General features: G+C 72.8%; 12 protein-coding genes. 8 read left to right on the top strand and 4 right to left on the bottom strand.

What is annotated here, in order from left to right; genetic code table 11:
- Positions 1-4: 4 nt before the first annotated feature.
- The 3 genes from PGN23_RS08255 to PGN23_RS08245 are packed head-to-tail and all read right to left on the bottom strand — an operon-like array spanning position 5 to position 3,845.
- On the bottom strand, positions 5-2,356 hold the full coding sequence (locus PGN23_RS08255; RefSeq protein WP_335302412.1) for a xanthine dehydrogenase family protein molybdopterin-binding subunit: 2,352 nt from the start codon (positions 2,354-2,356) through the stop codon (positions 5-7).
- The gene (locus PGN23_RS08250; RefSeq protein WP_335302411.1) at positions 2,353-3,342 is read right to left on the bottom strand and encodes an FAD binding domain-containing protein; all 990 of its coding nucleotides are present in this window, start codon (positions 3,340-3,342) and stop codon (positions 2,353-2,355) included. Before PGN23_RS08250 ends, PGN23_RS08255 begins: the two co-directional genes overlap by 4 nt.
- Positions 3,339-3,845 (bottom strand): 2Fe-2S iron-sulfur cluster-binding protein, encoded by a 507-nt coding sequence (locus PGN23_RS08245; protein WP_335302410.1) that lies wholly within the window; start codon positions 3,843-3,845, stop codon positions 3,339-3,341. The genes PGN23_RS08250 and PGN23_RS08245 overlap by 4 nt, the downstream gene beginning before the upstream one ends.
- Before the next feature lie 166 nt (positions 3,846-4,011).
- Here PGN23_RS08245 and PGN23_RS08240 point away from each other — a divergent pair, with 166 nt between their 5' ends.
- The 5 genes from PGN23_RS08240 to PGN23_RS08220 are packed head-to-tail and all read left to right on the top strand — an operon-like array spanning position 4,012 to position 10,747.
- Positions 4,012-4,575: a Pycsar system effector family protein gene (locus tag PGN23_RS08240; protein ID WP_335302409.1), complete on the top strand. Its 564-nt coding sequence runs from the start codon at positions 4,012-4,014 to the stop codon at positions 4,573-4,575.
- Positions 4,576-4,618: 43 nt separating this feature from the next.
- Positions 4,619-8,194, top strand: a complete 3,576-nt coding sequence (locus PGN23_RS08235; protein ID WP_335302408.1) for a hydantoinase B/oxoprolinase family protein — start codon at positions 4,619-4,621, stop codon at positions 8,192-8,194.
- Entirely contained in the window at positions 8,194-8,847 is a 654-nt protein-coding gene (locus PGN23_RS08230) for a DUF969 domain-containing protein (protein WP_335302407.1), read from the top strand. Before PGN23_RS08235 ends, PGN23_RS08230 begins: the two co-directional genes overlap by 1 nt.
- Positions 8,844-9,743, top strand: coding sequence for a DUF979 domain-containing protein (locus PGN23_RS08225; RefSeq protein WP_335302406.1), 900 nt, complete (start codon positions 8,844-8,846; stop codon positions 9,741-9,743). Before PGN23_RS08230 ends, PGN23_RS08225 begins: the two co-directional genes overlap by 4 nt.
- The gene (locus PGN23_RS08220; protein WP_335302405.1) at positions 9,740-10,747 is read left to right on the top strand and encodes a DUF2891 domain-containing protein; all 1,008 of its coding nucleotides are present in this window, start codon (positions 9,740-9,742) and stop codon (positions 10,745-10,747) included. Before PGN23_RS08225 ends, PGN23_RS08220 begins: the two co-directional genes overlap by 4 nt.
- A gap of 9 nt (positions 10,748-10,756) precedes the next feature.
- On the opposite strand, the gene PGN23_RS08215 is transcribed toward PGN23_RS08220, so the two are convergent.
- Positions 10,757-13,216 (bottom strand): sulfite reductase flavoprotein subunit alpha, encoded by a 2,460-nt coding sequence (locus PGN23_RS08215; RefSeq protein ID WP_335302404.1) that lies wholly within the window; start codon positions 13,214-13,216, stop codon positions 10,757-10,759.
- Between the two features lie 305 nt (positions 13,217-13,521).
- Here PGN23_RS08215 and PGN23_RS08210 point away from each other — a divergent pair, with 305 nt between their 5' ends.
- Genes PGN23_RS08210 through PGN23_RS08200 form a run of 3 tightly spaced genes read left to right on the top strand, consistent with a single transcriptional unit; the run spans position 13,522 to position 16,234 of the window.
- Positions 13,522-15,336, top strand: coding sequence for an acyclic terpene utilization AtuA family protein (locus tag PGN23_RS08210; RefSeq protein ID WP_335302403.1), 1,815 nt, complete (start codon positions 13,522-13,524; stop codon positions 15,334-15,336).
- A gap of 18 nt (positions 15,337-15,354) precedes the next feature.
- Positions 15,355-15,678 (top strand): hypothetical protein, encoded by a 324-nt coding sequence (locus PGN23_RS08205; RefSeq protein ID WP_335302402.1) that lies wholly within the window; start codon positions 15,355-15,357, stop codon positions 15,676-15,678.
- A gap of 25 nt (positions 15,679-15,703) precedes the next feature.
- Positions 15,704-16,234: a DUF1993 domain-containing protein gene (locus PGN23_RS08200; protein WP_335302401.1), complete on the top strand. Its 531-nt coding sequence runs from the start codon at positions 15,704-15,706 to the stop codon at positions 16,232-16,234.
- The last annotated feature ends 24 nt before the right edge of the window (positions 16,235-16,258 follow it).

Raw genomic sequence — 16,258 nt, 5'->3', positions numbered from 1 at the left:
GCGATCAGACCACCTTGTCGAGCGTGATCGGCAGGTCGCGGACCCGCGTGCCCGTCGCGTCGTAGATCGCATTCGCGACCGCCGCGGCGACGCCGGTGATCCCGATCTCCCCGATCCCGTGCGCGCCCATCGGGGCGTGGGGATCGGGGATGTCGGTCCAGATCACGTCGATCTCGGGCACGTCGAGATGCACCGGCACGTGATATTCGGCCAGGCTGGGGTTCATGATCCGCCCGTTGCGTTCGTCGAACTGCGTCTCCTCCATCAGCGCCATGCCCAGCCCCATGATGATCCCGCCGCGGAACTGGCTGCGCGCCGTCTTGGGATTGAGGATGCGGCCGCAATCGAACGCGCCGAGGAAGCGGCTGACGCGGGTTTCGCCCGTCACCGCATTGACCCGTACCTCGCAGAACAGCGCGCTGTGCGAATGCATCGACCAGTGCATCGTCTCCAGCGGTGCAGACCCCGCCTTCGTCGCGGTGACGCTGTCGCGCTGCGCCCGGCCGAGGATCGAGGCATAGCTTTCGCGCCGCGCCGGGTCGGCGAGGCTGGCGAGGCCACCGTCGTCGCACCCGACCTCTTCGGGCGACAGGCCGGCGAGCGGCGAATCGTTGCCCGCGAGCTGGAGCAGGTCGCCGACCAGCGCGGTGTGCGCGGCGATCACCGCGGCGCCGATCGCCGCGGTCTGCTGCGATCCCCCGGCCATGATCGCGCCGGGAATGGCGCTGTCGCCATAGCCCACCGCGACGCGGTCGAGCGGCAGGCCCAGCCGCTCCGCCGCGACGATCGCGGTGGTGGTGGAGGTGCCCATCCCCATTTCCGCCGCCGCCACCTCGACCAGCGCCGTCACCGCATCGCCCTCGCGGGTCAGCGTGATGCGCGCCTCCGCGCCGGGCATCCGGTAATAGGGATAGGTGCCGGTCGCGCAGCCCACGCCGATGCGCCATTCGCCCTCCCGCCGCGTGCCGCGCGCCGGGCGATCGTTCCAGCCGAAGCGCGCCGCCCCCTCGCGCCACGCCTGCGCGATATGGCGCGAGGAGAAGGGCAGACCGTTGGTCGGGTCCTTGTCCGGTTCGTTGCGCAGCCGCAGCTCGACCGGGTCGATCCCCAGTTCCACCGCCAGCTCGTCGATCGCGGATTCGAGCGCGAAGGTGCCGACCGCCTCGCCCGGCGCGCGCATGAAGGTGTTGGCGAGCATGTTCATCCGCGTCACCTCCACCTTCAGCAGGATGTTCGGCGCGGCATAGCCCGCCTGCGTCCCCAGGATGAACGGCTCGGGCATGTTGTTGTGCGGCGTCATGACCGACAGCCCGGTGTGGATCAGCGCCTGGAACCGCCCGTCCGCATCGGCGCCGATCGCCACGCGCTGCTCGGTGAGCGTGCGCCCGCCGACGACGCGGTAGACGCCCTCGCGCGACAGGGCGATGCGCACGGGACGGCCCGCCAGCTTCGCCGCCGCCGCGCCGATCACCTGATGATCCCACAGCCCCTTGCTGCCGAACCCGCCGCCGACATAGGGCGAGGTCAGCCGCACCCGATCGGTCGCCAGCCCGAACGTATCGGCCATCGTCTGCGCCTGCTGCGTCACCATCTGGCTGGCGTCGTGGATCACCAGCTCGTCGCCGATCCAGGCGATCGTCGCCGCATGCGGCTCGATCGGATTGTGGTTGTGCCGCGGCGTGCGATAGAGGTGATCGACCTTGTGCGGCGCCGCCGCGAAGGCCGCCTCGGCATCGCCGATCTCGTTCAGCAGCGGCTGACCCATGAACAGCCCCTGCTCGATACCGTTCGCCCTGGCGCCCGCGAGCGAGGTGGTCGACTCCTCCGCGGCGTAGGTCACGCGCAGCAGCGAGACGGCGTGATCGGCCTGTTCCTGCGTCTCGGCCAGCACGCACGCGATCGGCTGCCCGTTCCAGTGGATGCGATCGTCCTGCAGGATCGGCAGGTCGGCCGGCCCCACGGCGGACGGTGACGAGCCGAACACCGGCGGCGTCGCCATGCGCGGCGCGTTCCGGTGCGTCATCACCAGCACCACGCCGGGCGCCGCCTCCGCCGCCGCGGCATCGATCGTCGCGATCCGCCCGCGCGCGATGGTCGCATAGGCGAGCGCGGCATAGGTCATGTCGGGGAAGCGATGCTCCGCAGCGAACGCAGCCTCGCCCCGCACCTTCAATGCGCCGTCGAGCCGCGAGACGGGCTGCCCGATCAGTCCATGCTTGCGCGCGATCAGCGGGTCGGGGACGCCGCCGGGGATCCAGCTGTCGGGCGCCAGCGGCACCAGCTTCGTCATGGCGCCCTGTACCAGCTCCTGTACCAGGCCCTGCGCTGCCTGTTTGGCGCTGTCGATGATGCTCATGCCGCCACTCCCGTCGACAGGTCTTCCAGCACCGCGGCCAGCGTGCGCGTCGCCAGCGCCGGCTTGAACGCATTGTCGCGCAGCGGGCGCGCGTCCGCGAACTCCGCCGCCGCGGCGTCGAGGAACGCCTGACGCGTCGCCGCCGCGCCGAGCAGCGCCGCCTCCGCCGTCGCGGCGCGCCACGGCTTGTGCGCGACGCCGCCGAACGCGATGCGGACGTGCCGGATGCGATCGCCCTCCAGCTCCAGCACCGCCGCGACCGACACCAGCGCGAAGGCATAGCTCGCCCGGTCGCGCACCTTGCGATAGGTCGACCGCGCGCCGTCGGGCAGCGGCGGCAGCGCGACGGCCGTCACGAGCTCGCCGGGGTCGAGGTGGGTGTCGCGATCGGGCCGGTCGCCGGGCAGGCGATGGAGATCGGCGAAGGGGATAGTCCGCGCGCCGCCCGGACCCGCGACATGGACCGTCGCGTCCAGCGCGGCCAGCGCGACGCACATGTCCGACGGATGGGTCGCCACGCACGCGTCCGACGCGCCCAGGACCGCGTGGATGCGGTTGAACCCCTCGCGCGCATCGCATCCTGCGCCCGGCTCCCGCTTGTTGCAGCGCGATCCGTCGGTGTCGTAGAAATAGGTGCAGCGCGTGCGTTGCAGCAGGTTGCCGCCCACCGTCGCCATGTTGCGGATCTGCGCCGACGCGCCGGCCAGGATCGCGCGCGACAGCAGCGGGTAGCGCGCGCGTACCGCGGGATGCTCGGCCAGCGCGGTGTTGCGGACCGCGGCGCCGATCGTCAGCCCCCCGTCCGCCGTCTCCCCGATCGCGGCGGGCAGCGTGCTGACGTCGACCAGCCGCGCCGGCCGCGCGACCGTCTCGCGCATCAGGTCGACCAGATTGGTACCGCCGCCCAGATAGGCGGTACCGGCGACCGCGCCCTGCCGCAGCGCGTCGGCGGTATCCGCGGCGCGGGCGTAATCGAACGGCGTCATGCCGATGCCTCCGCCGCGAAGGTTGCCCGGATGGCGTCCACGATCCCGTTGTGCGCGCCGCAGCGACACAGATTGCCGCTCATCCGCTCCTGTATCTCCTCGCGCGTCCACGACGCCCGCCCCGACAGATCGGCGCTGACGTGGCTCGGCACCCCGCGCTCCAGCTCGCCGGCCATGCCGATCGCCGAGCAGATCTGCCCGGGCGTGCAATAGCCGCACTGGAAGCCGTCGTGCTCGACGAAGGCGGCCTGCAACGGGTGCAGCGCATCGCCGTCGGCCAGCCCCTCGATCGTCGTGATCGCACGCCCGTCGTACTGCACCGCGAGCGCGAGGCAGGACAGGATCCGCTCGCCGTCCACCAGCACGGTACAGGCGCCGCACGCGCCCTGGTTGCAGCCCTTCTTCGTGCCGGTCAGGTGCAGGTTCTCGCGCAGGTGATCGAGCAGCGAAACGCGTGGGTCGGCCGGGGCGTCCGCCTGCTTCCCGTTCACAATCAGCGGCATGGAAGGTCCCTTCGCGCGTGGCTTCAACCGGATGGATAGCAGGTCAAACGAACGCGGGCCATCCGGGTACCACGCCGCGCGCCGCCGTCGCCGCGCGCATTTTCGCTGTGCAAACACGCCGCGACACGGCATTTCGTCGCCGGGGCGGATACGGGGGGAACGGAACATGCGCGACGACGATGGCGATCCCGGGCGTCATATCCCGGCGCGCTACACCGCGAACGCGATCGACATGCTGGTCGCGGTGCATCGCACGCATGTGACGCTGAGCCAGATGGCGGACCAGAAGGCGAGCATCCTGATGGGGGCGACCTTCGTCATCTTCACGATCGCGATCGGCCAGAGCAACGGCGGCGGCACGCCGCTGCCCCTGCTGATCCTGGGCGCGTTCGCGTTCTTCGCGGCGGTGCTCGCGGTGCTCGCGATCCTGCCGCAGGTCCGCACGATCCGCACGCCGCGCCCCAACCTGCTGTTCTTCGGCTCGTTCAGCCAGCTCGACGAAGACGAATACGTCGCCCGCCTGTGCGAGCAGATGCAGAGCGACGACACCATCTTCGCGACGATGGCGCGCGACGTGCACCAGAACGGCCGCGTGCTGCACTACAAGAAATACCGCCTGCTGGGATGGGCGTACCGCGTGTTCCTGGTCGGGCTGACGATCAGCTTCGTCACCTATGTCGGGCAGTTCGTCCTCGGGCATCAGGCCATCGTCTCCGCCGCCTTCCGCTGAGCGGCGCGAGTGACATCGCCGGCGTCAGCTGCGATACGGCCGCATGGCCTCCCCGGACGATCGCCCCGCCCCCCTCCGCCGCATCGCGATCGACCGGGGCGGCACCTTCACCGACGTGGTCGCGGAGCGCGCGGACGGGACGATCGCGATCGTCAAGCTGCTGTCGATCGATCCCGGCCGCTACGACGATGCCGCGGTGGAGGCGGTGCGGCGGCTGTCGGGCGTCACCGATGGCGCGCTGCCGCCGATCGACGTCCGGATCGGCACGACCGTCGCGACCAACGCGCTGCTCGAACGGCGCGGCGAGCCCATGGTGCTCGCGATCACGCGCGGGTTCGGCGATGCGCCGGCGATCGGCTATCAGGACCGGCCCGACATCTTCGCGCGCGCCATCCACAAGGCGCCGCCGCTCGCCGACCATGTGATCGAGATCGACGAGCGCGTCGATGTCGACGGCCGCACCATCCGCGCGCTCGACATCGCAGCGGCGGACAGCGCCTTGCGCGCCGCCTTCGACGCGGGCTTCCGCAGCGTCGCGATCGTGCTGATGCACGGCTGGCGCCATGTCGCGCACGAGGCGGCGCTGGCCGCGCTCGCCGCCCGCATCGGCTTCACGCAGGTGTCCGCCAGCCACCGCGTCTCGCCGCTGGTCCGGTTGATCGCGCGCGGCGACACGACCGCGGCGGACGCCTATCTCTCGCCGGTGCTGCGCCGCTATGTCGACGCGCTGGAGGCGGCGTTCGGCGGGGCCCCGCTGTTCATGCGCTCGTCGGGCGGGCTCGCGATGGCGCGCGACGTCAGCGGCAAGGACGCGCTGCTCTCCGGTCCCGCCGGCGGCATCGTCGGCATGGCGGCGGCGGCGGGCGCGGCCGGCGCGCCGCGGGTGATCGGCTTCGACATGGGCGGCACCTCGACCGACGTGTCGCTCTGGGCCGGCGCGTTCGAGCGGCGGCAGGAGGCGGTGATCGGGGGCGTCCGCGTCTCCGCGCCGATGCTGCGGATCGACACCGTCGCGGCGGGCGGCGGATCGATCTGCCGCTTCGACGGCGGCCGCTTCGTCGTCGGGCCGGAGTCGGCCGGCGCCGATCCCGGCCCGGCATGCTACCGCCGCGGCGGGCCGCTGACGGTCACCGACTGCAACCTGCTGCTCGGCAAGATCGTGCCCGCGCACTTTCCCGCCGTCTTCGGCCCCGGACGCGACCAGCCGCTCGACCGCGACGCGGCGCAGGCGCGCCTCGACGAGCTGCTCGATACGGTCGCCGCCGCCGGCGGCACGCGGCCCGATCCGATGGCCGCTGCCGAGGGGCTGGTCGCGATCGCGGTCGCCAGCATGGCGAATGCGATCAAGGCGGTGTCGGTCGCGCGCGGTCACGATCCCGCCAGCTACGCGCTGATGAGCTTCGGCGGGGCGGGCGGGCAGCACGCCTGCCTGGTCGCCGATGCGCTGGGCATTGCGCAGGTGCTGGCGCATCCGCTGGCCGGGGTCCTGTCCGCCTGGGGCATCGCGCTCGCCGACCGGCGCGCGGTGCGGCAGCGGACGACCGAGGCACCGCTCGCGGACGACGCCTGGCGCGCGGCGCTGGACGATCTCGCCGTGGACGCGCGCCGCGAGGTCGGCGTGGGCGCGGTCGTCGAGCGGACGGCGACGCTGCGCTACGCGCGCACCGATCAGGGGATCGACGTGGCGGTCGGCGCGGCGACGGCGATGGCGTCCGCCTTCGCCGCGGCGCACCGCGAGCGCTTCGGCTTCGTGGGCGACGACGACCTGATCGTCGAGCGCGTGCAGGTCGAGGCGGTCCTGCCGACCCCGCCGCTCGCCGCGATGCCGGTCGCCGCCGAGGCGCACCCGGCGGAGGAAACGCGGGTCACGATGGCCGGCGCGCGGCACCGGGCGCCGCTCCACCGCCGCCCGGCGCTGGGGCCCGGCGCTCTCGTCGCGGGGCCGGCGCTGATCGTCGACGACACCTCCACCGTCGCGGTCGAGCCGGGCTGGTCCGCGACCATGCTCGACGACGGCACGCTGCGCCTGACGCGATCCGCGCCCCGCACCGCCACCGCCGACACGCAGGTCGACACGCAGGTCGATCCCGTCCGCCTCGCGATCTTCGCGGGCCTGTTCATGGGGCTCGCCGAGGAGATGGGCTCCGCGCTCCAGCGCAGCGCCGCGTCGGTCAACATCCGCGAACGGCTCGATTTCTCCTGCGCGATCTTCGATGCCGACGGCCATCTGATCGCCAACGCGCCGCACATCCCGGTGCATCTGGGGTCGATGGGCGATTGCGTCCGCCACCTGATCGCCAGCCGCGCCGCGGACGGACGCGGGATGCGCGCGGGCGATGCCTATGCGGTCAACGATCCCTATCGCGGCGGCACCCATCTGCCCGACATCACCGTCGTCCAGCCCGTCTTCGCCGGCGGCGCGACGCCTGCCTTCTTCGTCGCGGCGCGCGGGCACCATGCCGATGTCGGCGGCACCAGTCCCGGCTCGATGCCCGCCGACAGCCGCAGCCTGCGCGACGAAGGCGTCGTGCTGGACGACATCCTCGTCATGGCGCAGGGGCGGCTGCGCGATGCGGAGCTGCGCGCGCTCTTCGCCGCCGGCCCGCACCCGGCGCGCAACATCGACCAGAACATGGCCGATCTCGCCGCGCAGCTCGCCGCCTGCGCCCACGGCGTTTCGGGGCTGGAGCGGCTGGTGGAGGAACAGGGCCTCGCGGTCGTGTCCGGCTATATGGAGCATGTGCAGGCGCATGCGGAGATGCTGGCGCGCCGCGCGATCCGCGATCTGTCGGACGGCACCTTCGCCTATCCGACCGACGACGGCGCGGTGGTGCGCGTCGCGGTGCGGGTCGACGCGGCGGCGGGCGCGCTGACCGTGGACTTCACCGGCACCAGCGCGCAGCGCCCCGGCAATACCAACGCGCCGCTCGCGGTGACCCGCGCGGCGGTGCTCTACGTGCTCCGCACCCTGGTCGCGTCGGACACGCCGCTCAACGACGGCTTCCTGCGCCCGGTGACGCTGGTCGTGCCGCCGGGCTCGATGCTCAACCCCCGCTTCCCCGCCGCGGTCGTCGCCGGCAACGTCGAGACGAGCCAGGTCGTCACCGATGCGCTGATGGGCGCGCTCGGCGCGATGGCGGCGTCGCAGGGGACGATGAACAACTTCACCTTCGGCGACGCGGCGCGCCAATATTACGAGACGATCGCGGGCGGCGCGGGGGCGGGGGCGGGGTTCGCGGGGGCCAGCGCGGTGCAGACGCACATGACGAACAGCCGGCTGACCGACCCGGAGGTGCTGGAAACGCGCTTCCCCGTGCTGCTGGAGGAATTCTCGATCCGCCGCGGCTCGGGCGGCGCGGGGGAATGGCGCGGCGGCGACGGCGCGACGCGGCGCCTGCGCTTCCTCGCGCCGATGCGCGCCAATATCCTGTCGAACCACCGCCGCATCGCGCCCTTCGGCCTGGCGGGCGGGGGCGACGGCGCGCCCGGCGCGAACAGGATCGAGCGCGCCGATGGCGGCGTCGAAACGCTGGGGTCGGTCGCCTCCGCGGACATGGCGCCGGGCGACGTCTTCGTGATCGAGACGCCGGGCGGCGGCGGCTACGGGACGGCGCGCTGATGCTCGTCCTGTCGGGCGTCGCGGTGATCGCGCTGGGGTTCCTGCTGCGGTTCAACCCGCTGCTGGTGATCGTCGTCGCGGCGCTGGCGACCGGGCTGGCGGCGGGGCTCGACCCGCTCGCCGTGCTGGCGCGCTTCGGCCACGCCTTCAACGAAACGCGCTACGTCACCGCCATCTACATGGTGCTGCCCGTGATCGGGCTGCTGGAGCGCGGCGGGTTGCAGGCGCGGGCGCGCGCGCTCGTCGCCGGACTGCGCGGACTGACCGTCGGGCGGCTGCTGGCGGGGTATCTGCTGTTCCGCCAGATCGCGGCCGCGCTCGGCCTCACCGCGATCGCCGGGCCCGCCCAGACGGTGCGCCCGCTCGTCGCGCCGATGGCGGAGGCCGCGGCGGAGCGACAGGGGGCCGCGGCGCCGGAGCAGGTGCGCGCGCTCGCCGCGGCGACGGACAATATCGGCCTGTTCTTCGGCGAGGACATCTTCATCGCGATCGGCTCGATCCTGCTGATGAAGGGCGTTCTGGACGGCTACGGCATCCATATCGAGCCGTTCCACCTGTCGGTCTGGGCGATCCCCACCGCGGTCGCCGCCTTCCTGATCCACGGTGCGCGGCTCTGGTGGCTCGACCGCCGCCTGACGCGGGGTGCGGCATGATCGGCCTCGGCTTCGTGTATCTGGTCGCGGGGGCGTTCTTCGCGGGGTGCGCGGTGCTCGGCATCGTCGACCGGCGCTGGGCCAATGCGCTGTTCCATGCGCTGCTGGCGCTGTCCTTCTTCGCCGGCGACCGGATCGGCGATGTCGGCAACGGCGTCCTCGTGCTGGCGCTGGTCGCGACCGCCACCTCGGGCCGGATGCGGCGCGGGGAGCCGGCCGCGGCCGATGCGCCGAAAGGGCCGCTCCTGATCCTGGCGCTCGTCATCCCCGCCGCCGCGCTGGGGGGCACGCTGCTGTTCAAGCAAATGCCGACGCTGATCGATCCGAAGCAGGCGACGCTGGTCGCGCTGGCGATGGGCGTGCTGCTGGCGCTCGCGCTGTGCCACCGGGTCCTGCGCGCGCCGCCGCTCGCGGGCATCCGCGCCGGGCGACGGCTGCTCGACGAGATCGGCTGGGCGGCGGTGATGCCGCAACTGCTCGCCAGCCTGGGCGCGGTGTTCGCGCTCGCCGGCGTGGGCGACGTCGTCGGGGGGCTGGCGGGCGCGGCGATCCCGGCGGGCAGCGTGCTGGGCGCGGTGCTCGTCTATGCGCTGGGCATGGCGCTGTTCACCATCGTGATGGGCAATGCCTTCGCCGCCTTCCCGGTCATGGCGGCGGGGGTCGGCATCCCGCTGCTGGTGCGGCAGTTCGGCGGCGACCCGGCGCCGGTTGCCGCGATCGGCATGCTCGCTGGGTTCTGCGGCACGCTGCTGACGCCGATGGCGGCGAACTTCAACATCGTGCCGGCCGCGCTGCTGGAGCTGAAGGACCGCTACGGCGTCATCCGCGCGCAGGCGGCGACCGCGCTGCCGCTGCTCGGCTTCAACATCCTGCTCCTCTGGTGGGTGATACGATGACCAGCCCGACCGCCGACATGGCCGCCCGCTTCGCCGCGATCACGCTCGGCCATGTCGGGCGCGCCTATCCCTACAAGCTCGATCACGTCCTGACCGGCGCGCACGACGCGGTACCGCCGGCATCGCTCCATCCGATCTTCCACGGCAGCTTCGACTGGCACAGCTGCGTGCACGGCTGGTGGCAGCTGCTGACGCTGCGGCGGCTGTTCCCGGACCTGCCCGCCGCCGCGACGATCGCCGCGCGCGCCGATGCGATGCTGACCCCGTCCAACGTGGCGGGCGAGCTGGCCTATCTCGACCGTCCGATGAGCGCCGGGTTCGAGCGGCCCTACGGCTGGGCCTGGCTGCTCGCGCTGCATGGCGAGGCGGCACGCCACGACACCGGCTGGGGCGCGGCGCTGGCGCCGCTCGCCGCCGCCTTCGCCGCGCGGTTCGCCGGCTATCTGCCCAGGCTGACCTACCCGATCCGCGTCGGCACGCATCCCAACACCGCCTTCGCGCTGGTGCTCGCGCGGGACTGGGCGGCGGCGCACGACGCGTCGCTCGTCACGTCGATCGATCGCCACGCCCGCGCGTGGTTCGGGGCGGATCGCGGGTGCCAGGCGTGGGAGCCCTCGGGCGACGACTTCCTGTCGTCCGCGCTGACCGAGGCGCTGCTGATGAGCCGCGTGCTGCCGGCGCCGGCGTTCGCGGCCTGGTTCGACGCCTTCCTCCCCGACCTGTCGCGCGGCGAGCCTGCGACGCTGTTCGCGCCGGCGCATGTCTCAGACCGAAGCGACGGCAAGATCGCGCATCTCGACGGCCTCAACCTCAGCCGCGCATGGTGCTGGCGCTCGCTCGCCGTCGCGCTCGGCCCGGGATATCCCCACGGCGCGGCGATGACCGCGGCGGCCGACCGCCATCTCGCCGCCAGCCTGCCCCATCTCGACGACGATTACATGGGCAGCCACTGGCTCGCGACCTTCGCATTGCTGGCGACGACCGCGGACCTTGGGAGCGACTGACGCCCCGCTTCAATAGATGTCGCGGCGATAGCGACCCTCGGCGGCCAGCTCCTCCACCTGCCGGTCGCCCAGCACGTCGCGCAGCACCGCATCGACGTCCGTCGCCATCCCGACGAGGCTGCCGCAGACATAGACGGCCGCACCCCGCGCGACCCAGTCCGACAGGTCGGCGGCCCCTTCGGCGACCAGATGCTGGACATAGCGCCCGTCATCACGGTCGCGCGAGAAGGCCAGATCGGTGCGGACGAGCAGCCCCTCCTCCTGCGCGCGGGCCAGCACGTCGGCGAACGGGCGGTCGAACCGGCGCGAGCGCTCGCCGTAGAGCAGCCAGCACGCGCCGCCGCCCTGCGCCTGCCGTGCGCGCAGCTGCGCCACGAGGCCGGCGAGCCCCGTGCCGTTGCCGATCAGGATCAGCGGCGTGGCGGGATCGCGCGGGGGCGCGAAACCGGGGTTGTCGCGCACGCGCAGGCGGATGGGATCGCCGATGGCCGCGGTCCGGGTCAGCCACCCCGACCCGATGCCGGGATCGCCATCCGCGGCCGGCGTCTGCCGCACCAGCAGCTCGATCACGCCGGAGGCGTCGATCGAGGCGACCGAATAGTCGCGGTGCGCCAGCGGCAGCGCCGGCATGCTGCCATCCTCCGGCAGCACCTGGTCGCGCCACGCCTCGCGCCGGGTCGCATCCGCCACCAGCCCCGCCGCCGCGGCCCAGCGATCGACCCGCGCGGGCGCGTGCCGCGGCATCACCTCGGCGATGGCGCCGGCGGTCCAGCGGGTCGGGGCCGGCGGGCGGAGGACCACGCGGTACATCGGCGCGCCCGGGCTGCCGGGATTGACGTGGGTGCGCTCCGCCAGCGTCCAGGGGACATAGGCGGCGGGCGTCCAGTCGGGCTGGATCGCATGACCGGCGAGCGCCGCCAGCTGTTGCTGCCAGTGCCGTTCCGCATCGCGGTCGTCGCCGTCCAGCTCGACGCGGTCGAACAGCCGGCGCCCGCCGCTGGCATGGAGCCAGGCATCGACGCGCTGACCGAAGGCGCAGAAATCGGTATAATCGCGGTCGCCGAGCGCGAGGACGGCGTAATCCAGCCCCGCCAGATCGGCGGGGGCGGCCATGACCTGCGCCTCGAAGCGTCGCGCGCGGTCCGGCGCCTGCCCCTCGCCATAGGTCGACACCACGAACAGCGCGCGCGAGGCCTGGCGCAAACCGTCGGCCCGGACGTCGGCGAGCGGGCATAAGGTCGCGCCGGGGAAGGCGGCGGCGCTCAACCGGGCGAGCCGCTCGGCATGGCCGGTCTGCGATGCGTGGACGACCAGCAGCCCCGTGCCGTGCGTGCCGGTGACGGGATCGGCGCGCGCCGCGATGGCGGCCAGCGCGCGCTTCGTCCGGCGTCGGCCGAGATACAGGAGCAGCCCGGTCACGGTGAACAGCGGCATGGCCAGACTGGCGATCAGCATGACGATCCGCCCCGGCAGCCCGAAGAACTGCCCGGTGTGAAGCGCGTAGAAATTGCCCGCGACGATCTCGCCCGCGCGGCGATTGCGGTAGCGATCCGCCTTCGTCAGGGCGCCGCTGGCGGGATCGAACCGCAGCTCGTCGGTCATCCGGTCGAAGCGCGCGCCCTCCGGCAGGACCCGCATCACGACCGGCGCGTCGCCGCGGGGCAGGTTGATCGTGACCCGGTCGTAGCCCCGGCCATCGCTGCGCCGGAACGCCGCCCAGGCGGGCGCGAGCGGCAGCGTGGAGACCGCCCCCTCCCCCCGCTGCTCGCGCGCACCGCCCGGCGTGCCGGTCAGGACGTAGCGCGCGCCCTGTCGATACCAGTCGTAGGACCAGGTGAGCCCGGTCAGCGCGCTGAGCAGGTAGAACAGCACCACCCAGCCGCCGACGACGGCATGCAGCGCGCGGTAGAGATGGCGACCGCTCCTGCGCAGGTCGAGGACGAACCACGACCGCCAGTCGAGCGCGCGCCGCGGCCAGCGCAGGTAGAGGCCGGACAGCGCGAAGAAGATCAGCGCCAGCGCCGAGAAGCCGGTGATCTGGCGGCCGATGCCGTTCGGCCCGCCGGGCAGCGCCAGCCAGCGGTGCAGGTCCATGACCGTGCGGAAGAAGCCGCTGGCGGTCGCATGGCCCAGGATGCGCCCGGTGCGCGGATCGACGAACACATGCTCGCCGCGCCGCTGCCCCTTGGGCGGCACCAGCGTCGCCTCCGCGGCCAGCGACGGATCGCGGTGGATCACCAGTTGCGAAACCGGCGTGCCCTGCCGCTGCCGCGACACCGCCGCGACCAGCGCGTCCGGCTCCAGCCGCGCGCCGGCCGCCGGTGCGAGCCGGACCACGCCGGGGCTGAGCGCCGCCATGATCTCGTCCTCGAAGCTCATCAGCGCGCCGGTGACGCCCATCACCGCCAGGACGAACCCGGCCGTGATGCCCAGGAACCAGTGGATCTGGAACAGGACGCGGCGGGTCATCGGGCGAACCCGGCATCGGCCGCGGCGGCGTTGCGGCGAGCAGCCGGCGCGACGGCCGGTCGGCGACCGCCGTCAGCCATTGTCCGCCCGCCATGAATCGTTCTGCCGCACGACGAGCGCCTTCCCGTTCCCCACGATGACCGCCGCTATTGCGAGCCGTTATCATAGTCAAGCATCGCGGGCGACGCCCGGCCAGGCGCGAGGACCGCAACCGCGCGCGCCTCTGCCGGCCGGCGGCGCAGCGCCCGCCGGTTGTCGCTGCCGCATCAACGCCTTACGGTGATGCAACAGCGAGAGGAGCGGGAATGGCGAAGGTGATCCGCATCGGCGGGGCGGGCGGCTTTCTGGGCGACAGTTCGGTCGCCGCGCCGCAATTGCTGCGGGCCGGCGGCCTCGACTATATCGTCCTCGACTATCTGGCGGAGGCGACGATGGCGCCGCTCGGCCAGCTGAAGCGCGCCCGCCCGGATCAGGGCTATGCCCGCGACTTCACCGAATGGGTGTGGAGGGACAATCTGCGCGAGATCAAGGCGCAGGGCGTCCGCATCGTCACCAATGCCGGCGGCGTGAACCCGCAGGCCTGCCGCGAGCGGATGGAGAGGATCGCCGCGGAAGCGGGCGTGTCGTTCCGCATCGCCATCGTCACCGGCGACGACCTGATCGCGCGCGTCCCCGACTTCGCCGCGACGGGCACGCGCGAGATGTTCGGCGGCCAGCCCTTCCCCGATCCCGAAAAGGTCTGGACCGCCAACGCCTATCTCGGCGGGGCGCCGATCGCGGCGGCGCTGGCGGCGGGGGCGGACGTCGTCATCACCGGACGCGTCGTCGACAGCGCGCTGACGCTCGGCCCGCTGATGCACGAATTCGGCTGGACCGCTCAGGATCACGACCGTCTCGCCGCGGGATCGCTGGCGGGGCACGTCATCGAATGCGGCGCGCAGGCGACCGGCGGCCTGTTCACCGACTGGGAGGCGGTCCCCGACTGGGCGCATATCGGCTATCCCGTCATCGAATGCCACGCAAACGGCGACTTCGTCGTCACCAAGCCCGCGGGTACCGGCGGGCTCGTCTGCGTCCCCGCGGTGGCCGAGCAGATCCTGTACGAGGTCGGCGACCCCCAGGGTTACGCCCTGCCCGACGTCGTCTGCGACTTCTCGCAGGTGCGCGTCGAGCCGGCGGGCGACGCGCGCGTGCGGGTGACGGGCGCGAGGGGCTATCCCCCCAGCGGGCGGCTCAAGACCTGCGTCACCTATGAAAAGGGGTTCCGCTTCATCGGCATCATGCCGGTGGTCGGGCGCGATGCCGCGCGCAAGGCGCAGCGACAGGCAGAGGCCGTGATCCTGCGCGTGGGCGAGATGCTGCGCGACCGCAACCTGCCCCCCTTGCGCGCGACCCGCGTCGAACTGCTGGGGACCGAGGCGAGCTACGGTGCGCAGGCCGACCCCGCGCTCGCCGCCACGCGCGAGGTCGTCGCGCGCATCGGTGCCGAGCATGACGACGAGGCGGCGCTCGCGCTCATGATGCGCGAGTTCGACTCCCCCACCACCTCGATGAGCGTCGGCTCGACCGGCTGGTTCGGCGCGCGTCCGACGATCTCCCCGGTGGCGCAGGTCTTCTCCTTCCTCGTCCCCGGCGACACCGTGACCGCCACGGTGTCGATCGGCGGCACGGACCACGCGGTCGCCGCCCCCGCCCCGGCGCGCCCCTTCGCCCCCGCCATGGTCGTGCCGCCGGCGGTGGACGATACCGCGCCCGTGGAAGAGGAGGACATGGTCGAGGTGCCGCTGATCCGGGTCGCCTGGGCGCGTTCGGGTGACAAGGGCGACGCCTTCAACGTCGGCGTGATCGCGCGCCGCGCGGAGGTGCTGCCGTGGATCCGCGCCGCGCTGACCCCGGACGCCGTCCGCGCCTTCTTCGCGCACGAGTTCGAGGGGGCGAGCGCGCCCGAGGTCCGGCGCTACGACCTGCCGGGGATGAACGCGATCAACCTCCACTGCATCCAGTCGCTTGGCGGCGGGCAGTTCGCCAGCCTCCGGCTCGACCCGCTCGCCAAGGGGAAGGCGCAGCAGCTGCTCGACATGCCGATCCGCCTGCCGCGGCGGCTGGTGCCGGCGCGCTGACGGACGCGGGCGGGGCCGATGACCCAGCCGCTGACGACCCCCGACGGCCGCTATATCGTGGTGCGCGGGCGGTTGTGGCGTCGCAGCGACCCGTCCCTGACGCCGGAGGCCCGCCAGGCGCTGGTCGACGAGCTGATGTCGGCCCGCCGCGCCGTCCACGCCGCCATGCGCGCGCACGACGCCGCGGCGCTGCGGCAGGCGCGGGCCCGCGTCGACGCCGCCAAGGTGGGTCTCGGCGAGCGCGGCCCCGTCTGGTGGAGCGACGGCGCCCCGGACGTTAACCGCCGCATGGCGCGCGACACCTGCTACGCGGACTGGTACGCGCGCGCCGCACGTGCATAGTGTGCCCGACAACCGGAGCAGCGACATGTCCTTCTCACTCTACGACGCGGTCATCCCCTCCAACCTGCAGATCCTGGGGGCGCTCGATCGCATCCTGGAGAAGGCCGCGGCGTTCTGCGAGGAGCGCGGGATGACCCAGGCCGAGCTGATCGACGCCCGGCTGGCCCCCGACATGCTGCCGCTCGGCTATCAGGTGAAGTCGTGCGCGTCGCATTCGATCGGCGGCGTCCACGGCACGCGCGCGGGCTCCTTCTCGCCCGACATGGGGGCATGGCCGACCGACCTGGCGGGGCTGCGCGCGATCGTCCAGGGCGCGCAGGCGGAGCTGTCCGCGCTGGACCGCGACGAGATCGATGCGCTGGCCGAGGCCGATACGCGCTTCTCGTTCGGGGAGACGCAGCTGCCGTTCACCGGCGCCAACTTCCTGCTGTCGTTCGCGCAGCCCAATTTCTATTTTCACGCCACCGCCGCCTATGCGATCCTGCGCGCGCAGGGGATGAAGCTGGGCAAGCGCGACTTCATGGGCATGCCGCGGATCAAGCAACCGGCCGGATAGCGCCAAACCCCTGATAGCGTTCGC

It is taken from the genome of Sphingomonas adhaesiva (assembly GCF_036946125.1).
GTDB classification, from domain to species: domain Bacteria; phylum Pseudomonadota; class Alphaproteobacteria; order Sphingomonadales; family Sphingomonadaceae; genus Sphingomonas; species Sphingomonas adhaesiva_A.
This window is presented reverse-complemented; position numbering and strand designations above follow the sequence as displayed.

What these genes read in the sequence shown, in the direction of transcription:
- PGN23_RS08255 (WP_335302412.1), bottom strand. Translation starts at nt 2,356, where the DNA reads ATGAGCATCATCGACAGCGCCAAACAGGCAGCGCAGGGCCTGGTACAG.
- PGN23_RS08250 (WP_335302411.1), bottom strand. Translation starts at nt 3,342, where the DNA reads ATGACGCCGTTCGATTACGCCCGCGCCGCGGATACCGCCGACGCGCTG.
- PGN23_RS08245 (WP_335302410.1), bottom strand. Translation starts at nt 3,845, where the DNA reads ATGCCGCTGATTGTGAACGGGAAGCAGGCGGACGCCCCGGCCGACCCA.
- PGN23_RS08240 (WP_335302409.1), top strand. Translation starts at nt 4,012, where the DNA reads ATGCGCGACGACGATGGCGATCCCGGGCGTCATATCCCGGCGCGCTAC.
- PGN23_RS08235 (WP_335302408.1), top strand. Translation starts at nt 4,619, where the DNA reads ATGGCCTCCCCGGACGATCGCCCCGCCCCCCTCCGCCGCATCGCGATC.
- PGN23_RS08230 (WP_335302407.1), top strand. Translation starts at nt 8,194, where the DNA reads ATGCTCGTCCTGTCGGGCGTCGCGGTGATCGCGCTGGGGTTCCTGCTG.
- PGN23_RS08225 (WP_335302406.1), top strand. Translation starts at nt 8,844, where the DNA reads ATGATCGGCCTCGGCTTCGTGTATCTGGTCGCGGGGGCGTTCTTCGCG.
- PGN23_RS08220 (WP_335302405.1), top strand. Translation starts at nt 9,740, where the DNA reads ATGACCAGCCCGACCGCCGACATGGCCGCCCGCTTCGCCGCGATCACG.
- PGN23_RS08215 (WP_335302404.1), bottom strand. Translation starts at nt 13,216, where the DNA reads ATGACCCGCCGCGTCCTGTTCCAGATCCACTGGTTCCTGGGCATCACG.
- PGN23_RS08210 (WP_335302403.1), top strand. Translation starts at nt 13,522, where the DNA reads ATGGCGAAGGTGATCCGCATCGGCGGGGCGGGCGGCTTTCTGGGCGAC.
- PGN23_RS08205 (WP_335302402.1), top strand. Translation starts at nt 15,355, where the DNA reads ATGACCCAGCCGCTGACGACCCCCGACGGCCGCTATATCGTGGTGCGC.
- PGN23_RS08200 (WP_335302401.1), top strand. Translation starts at nt 15,704, where the DNA reads ATGTCCTTCTCACTCTACGACGCGGTCATCCCCTCCAACCTGCAGATC.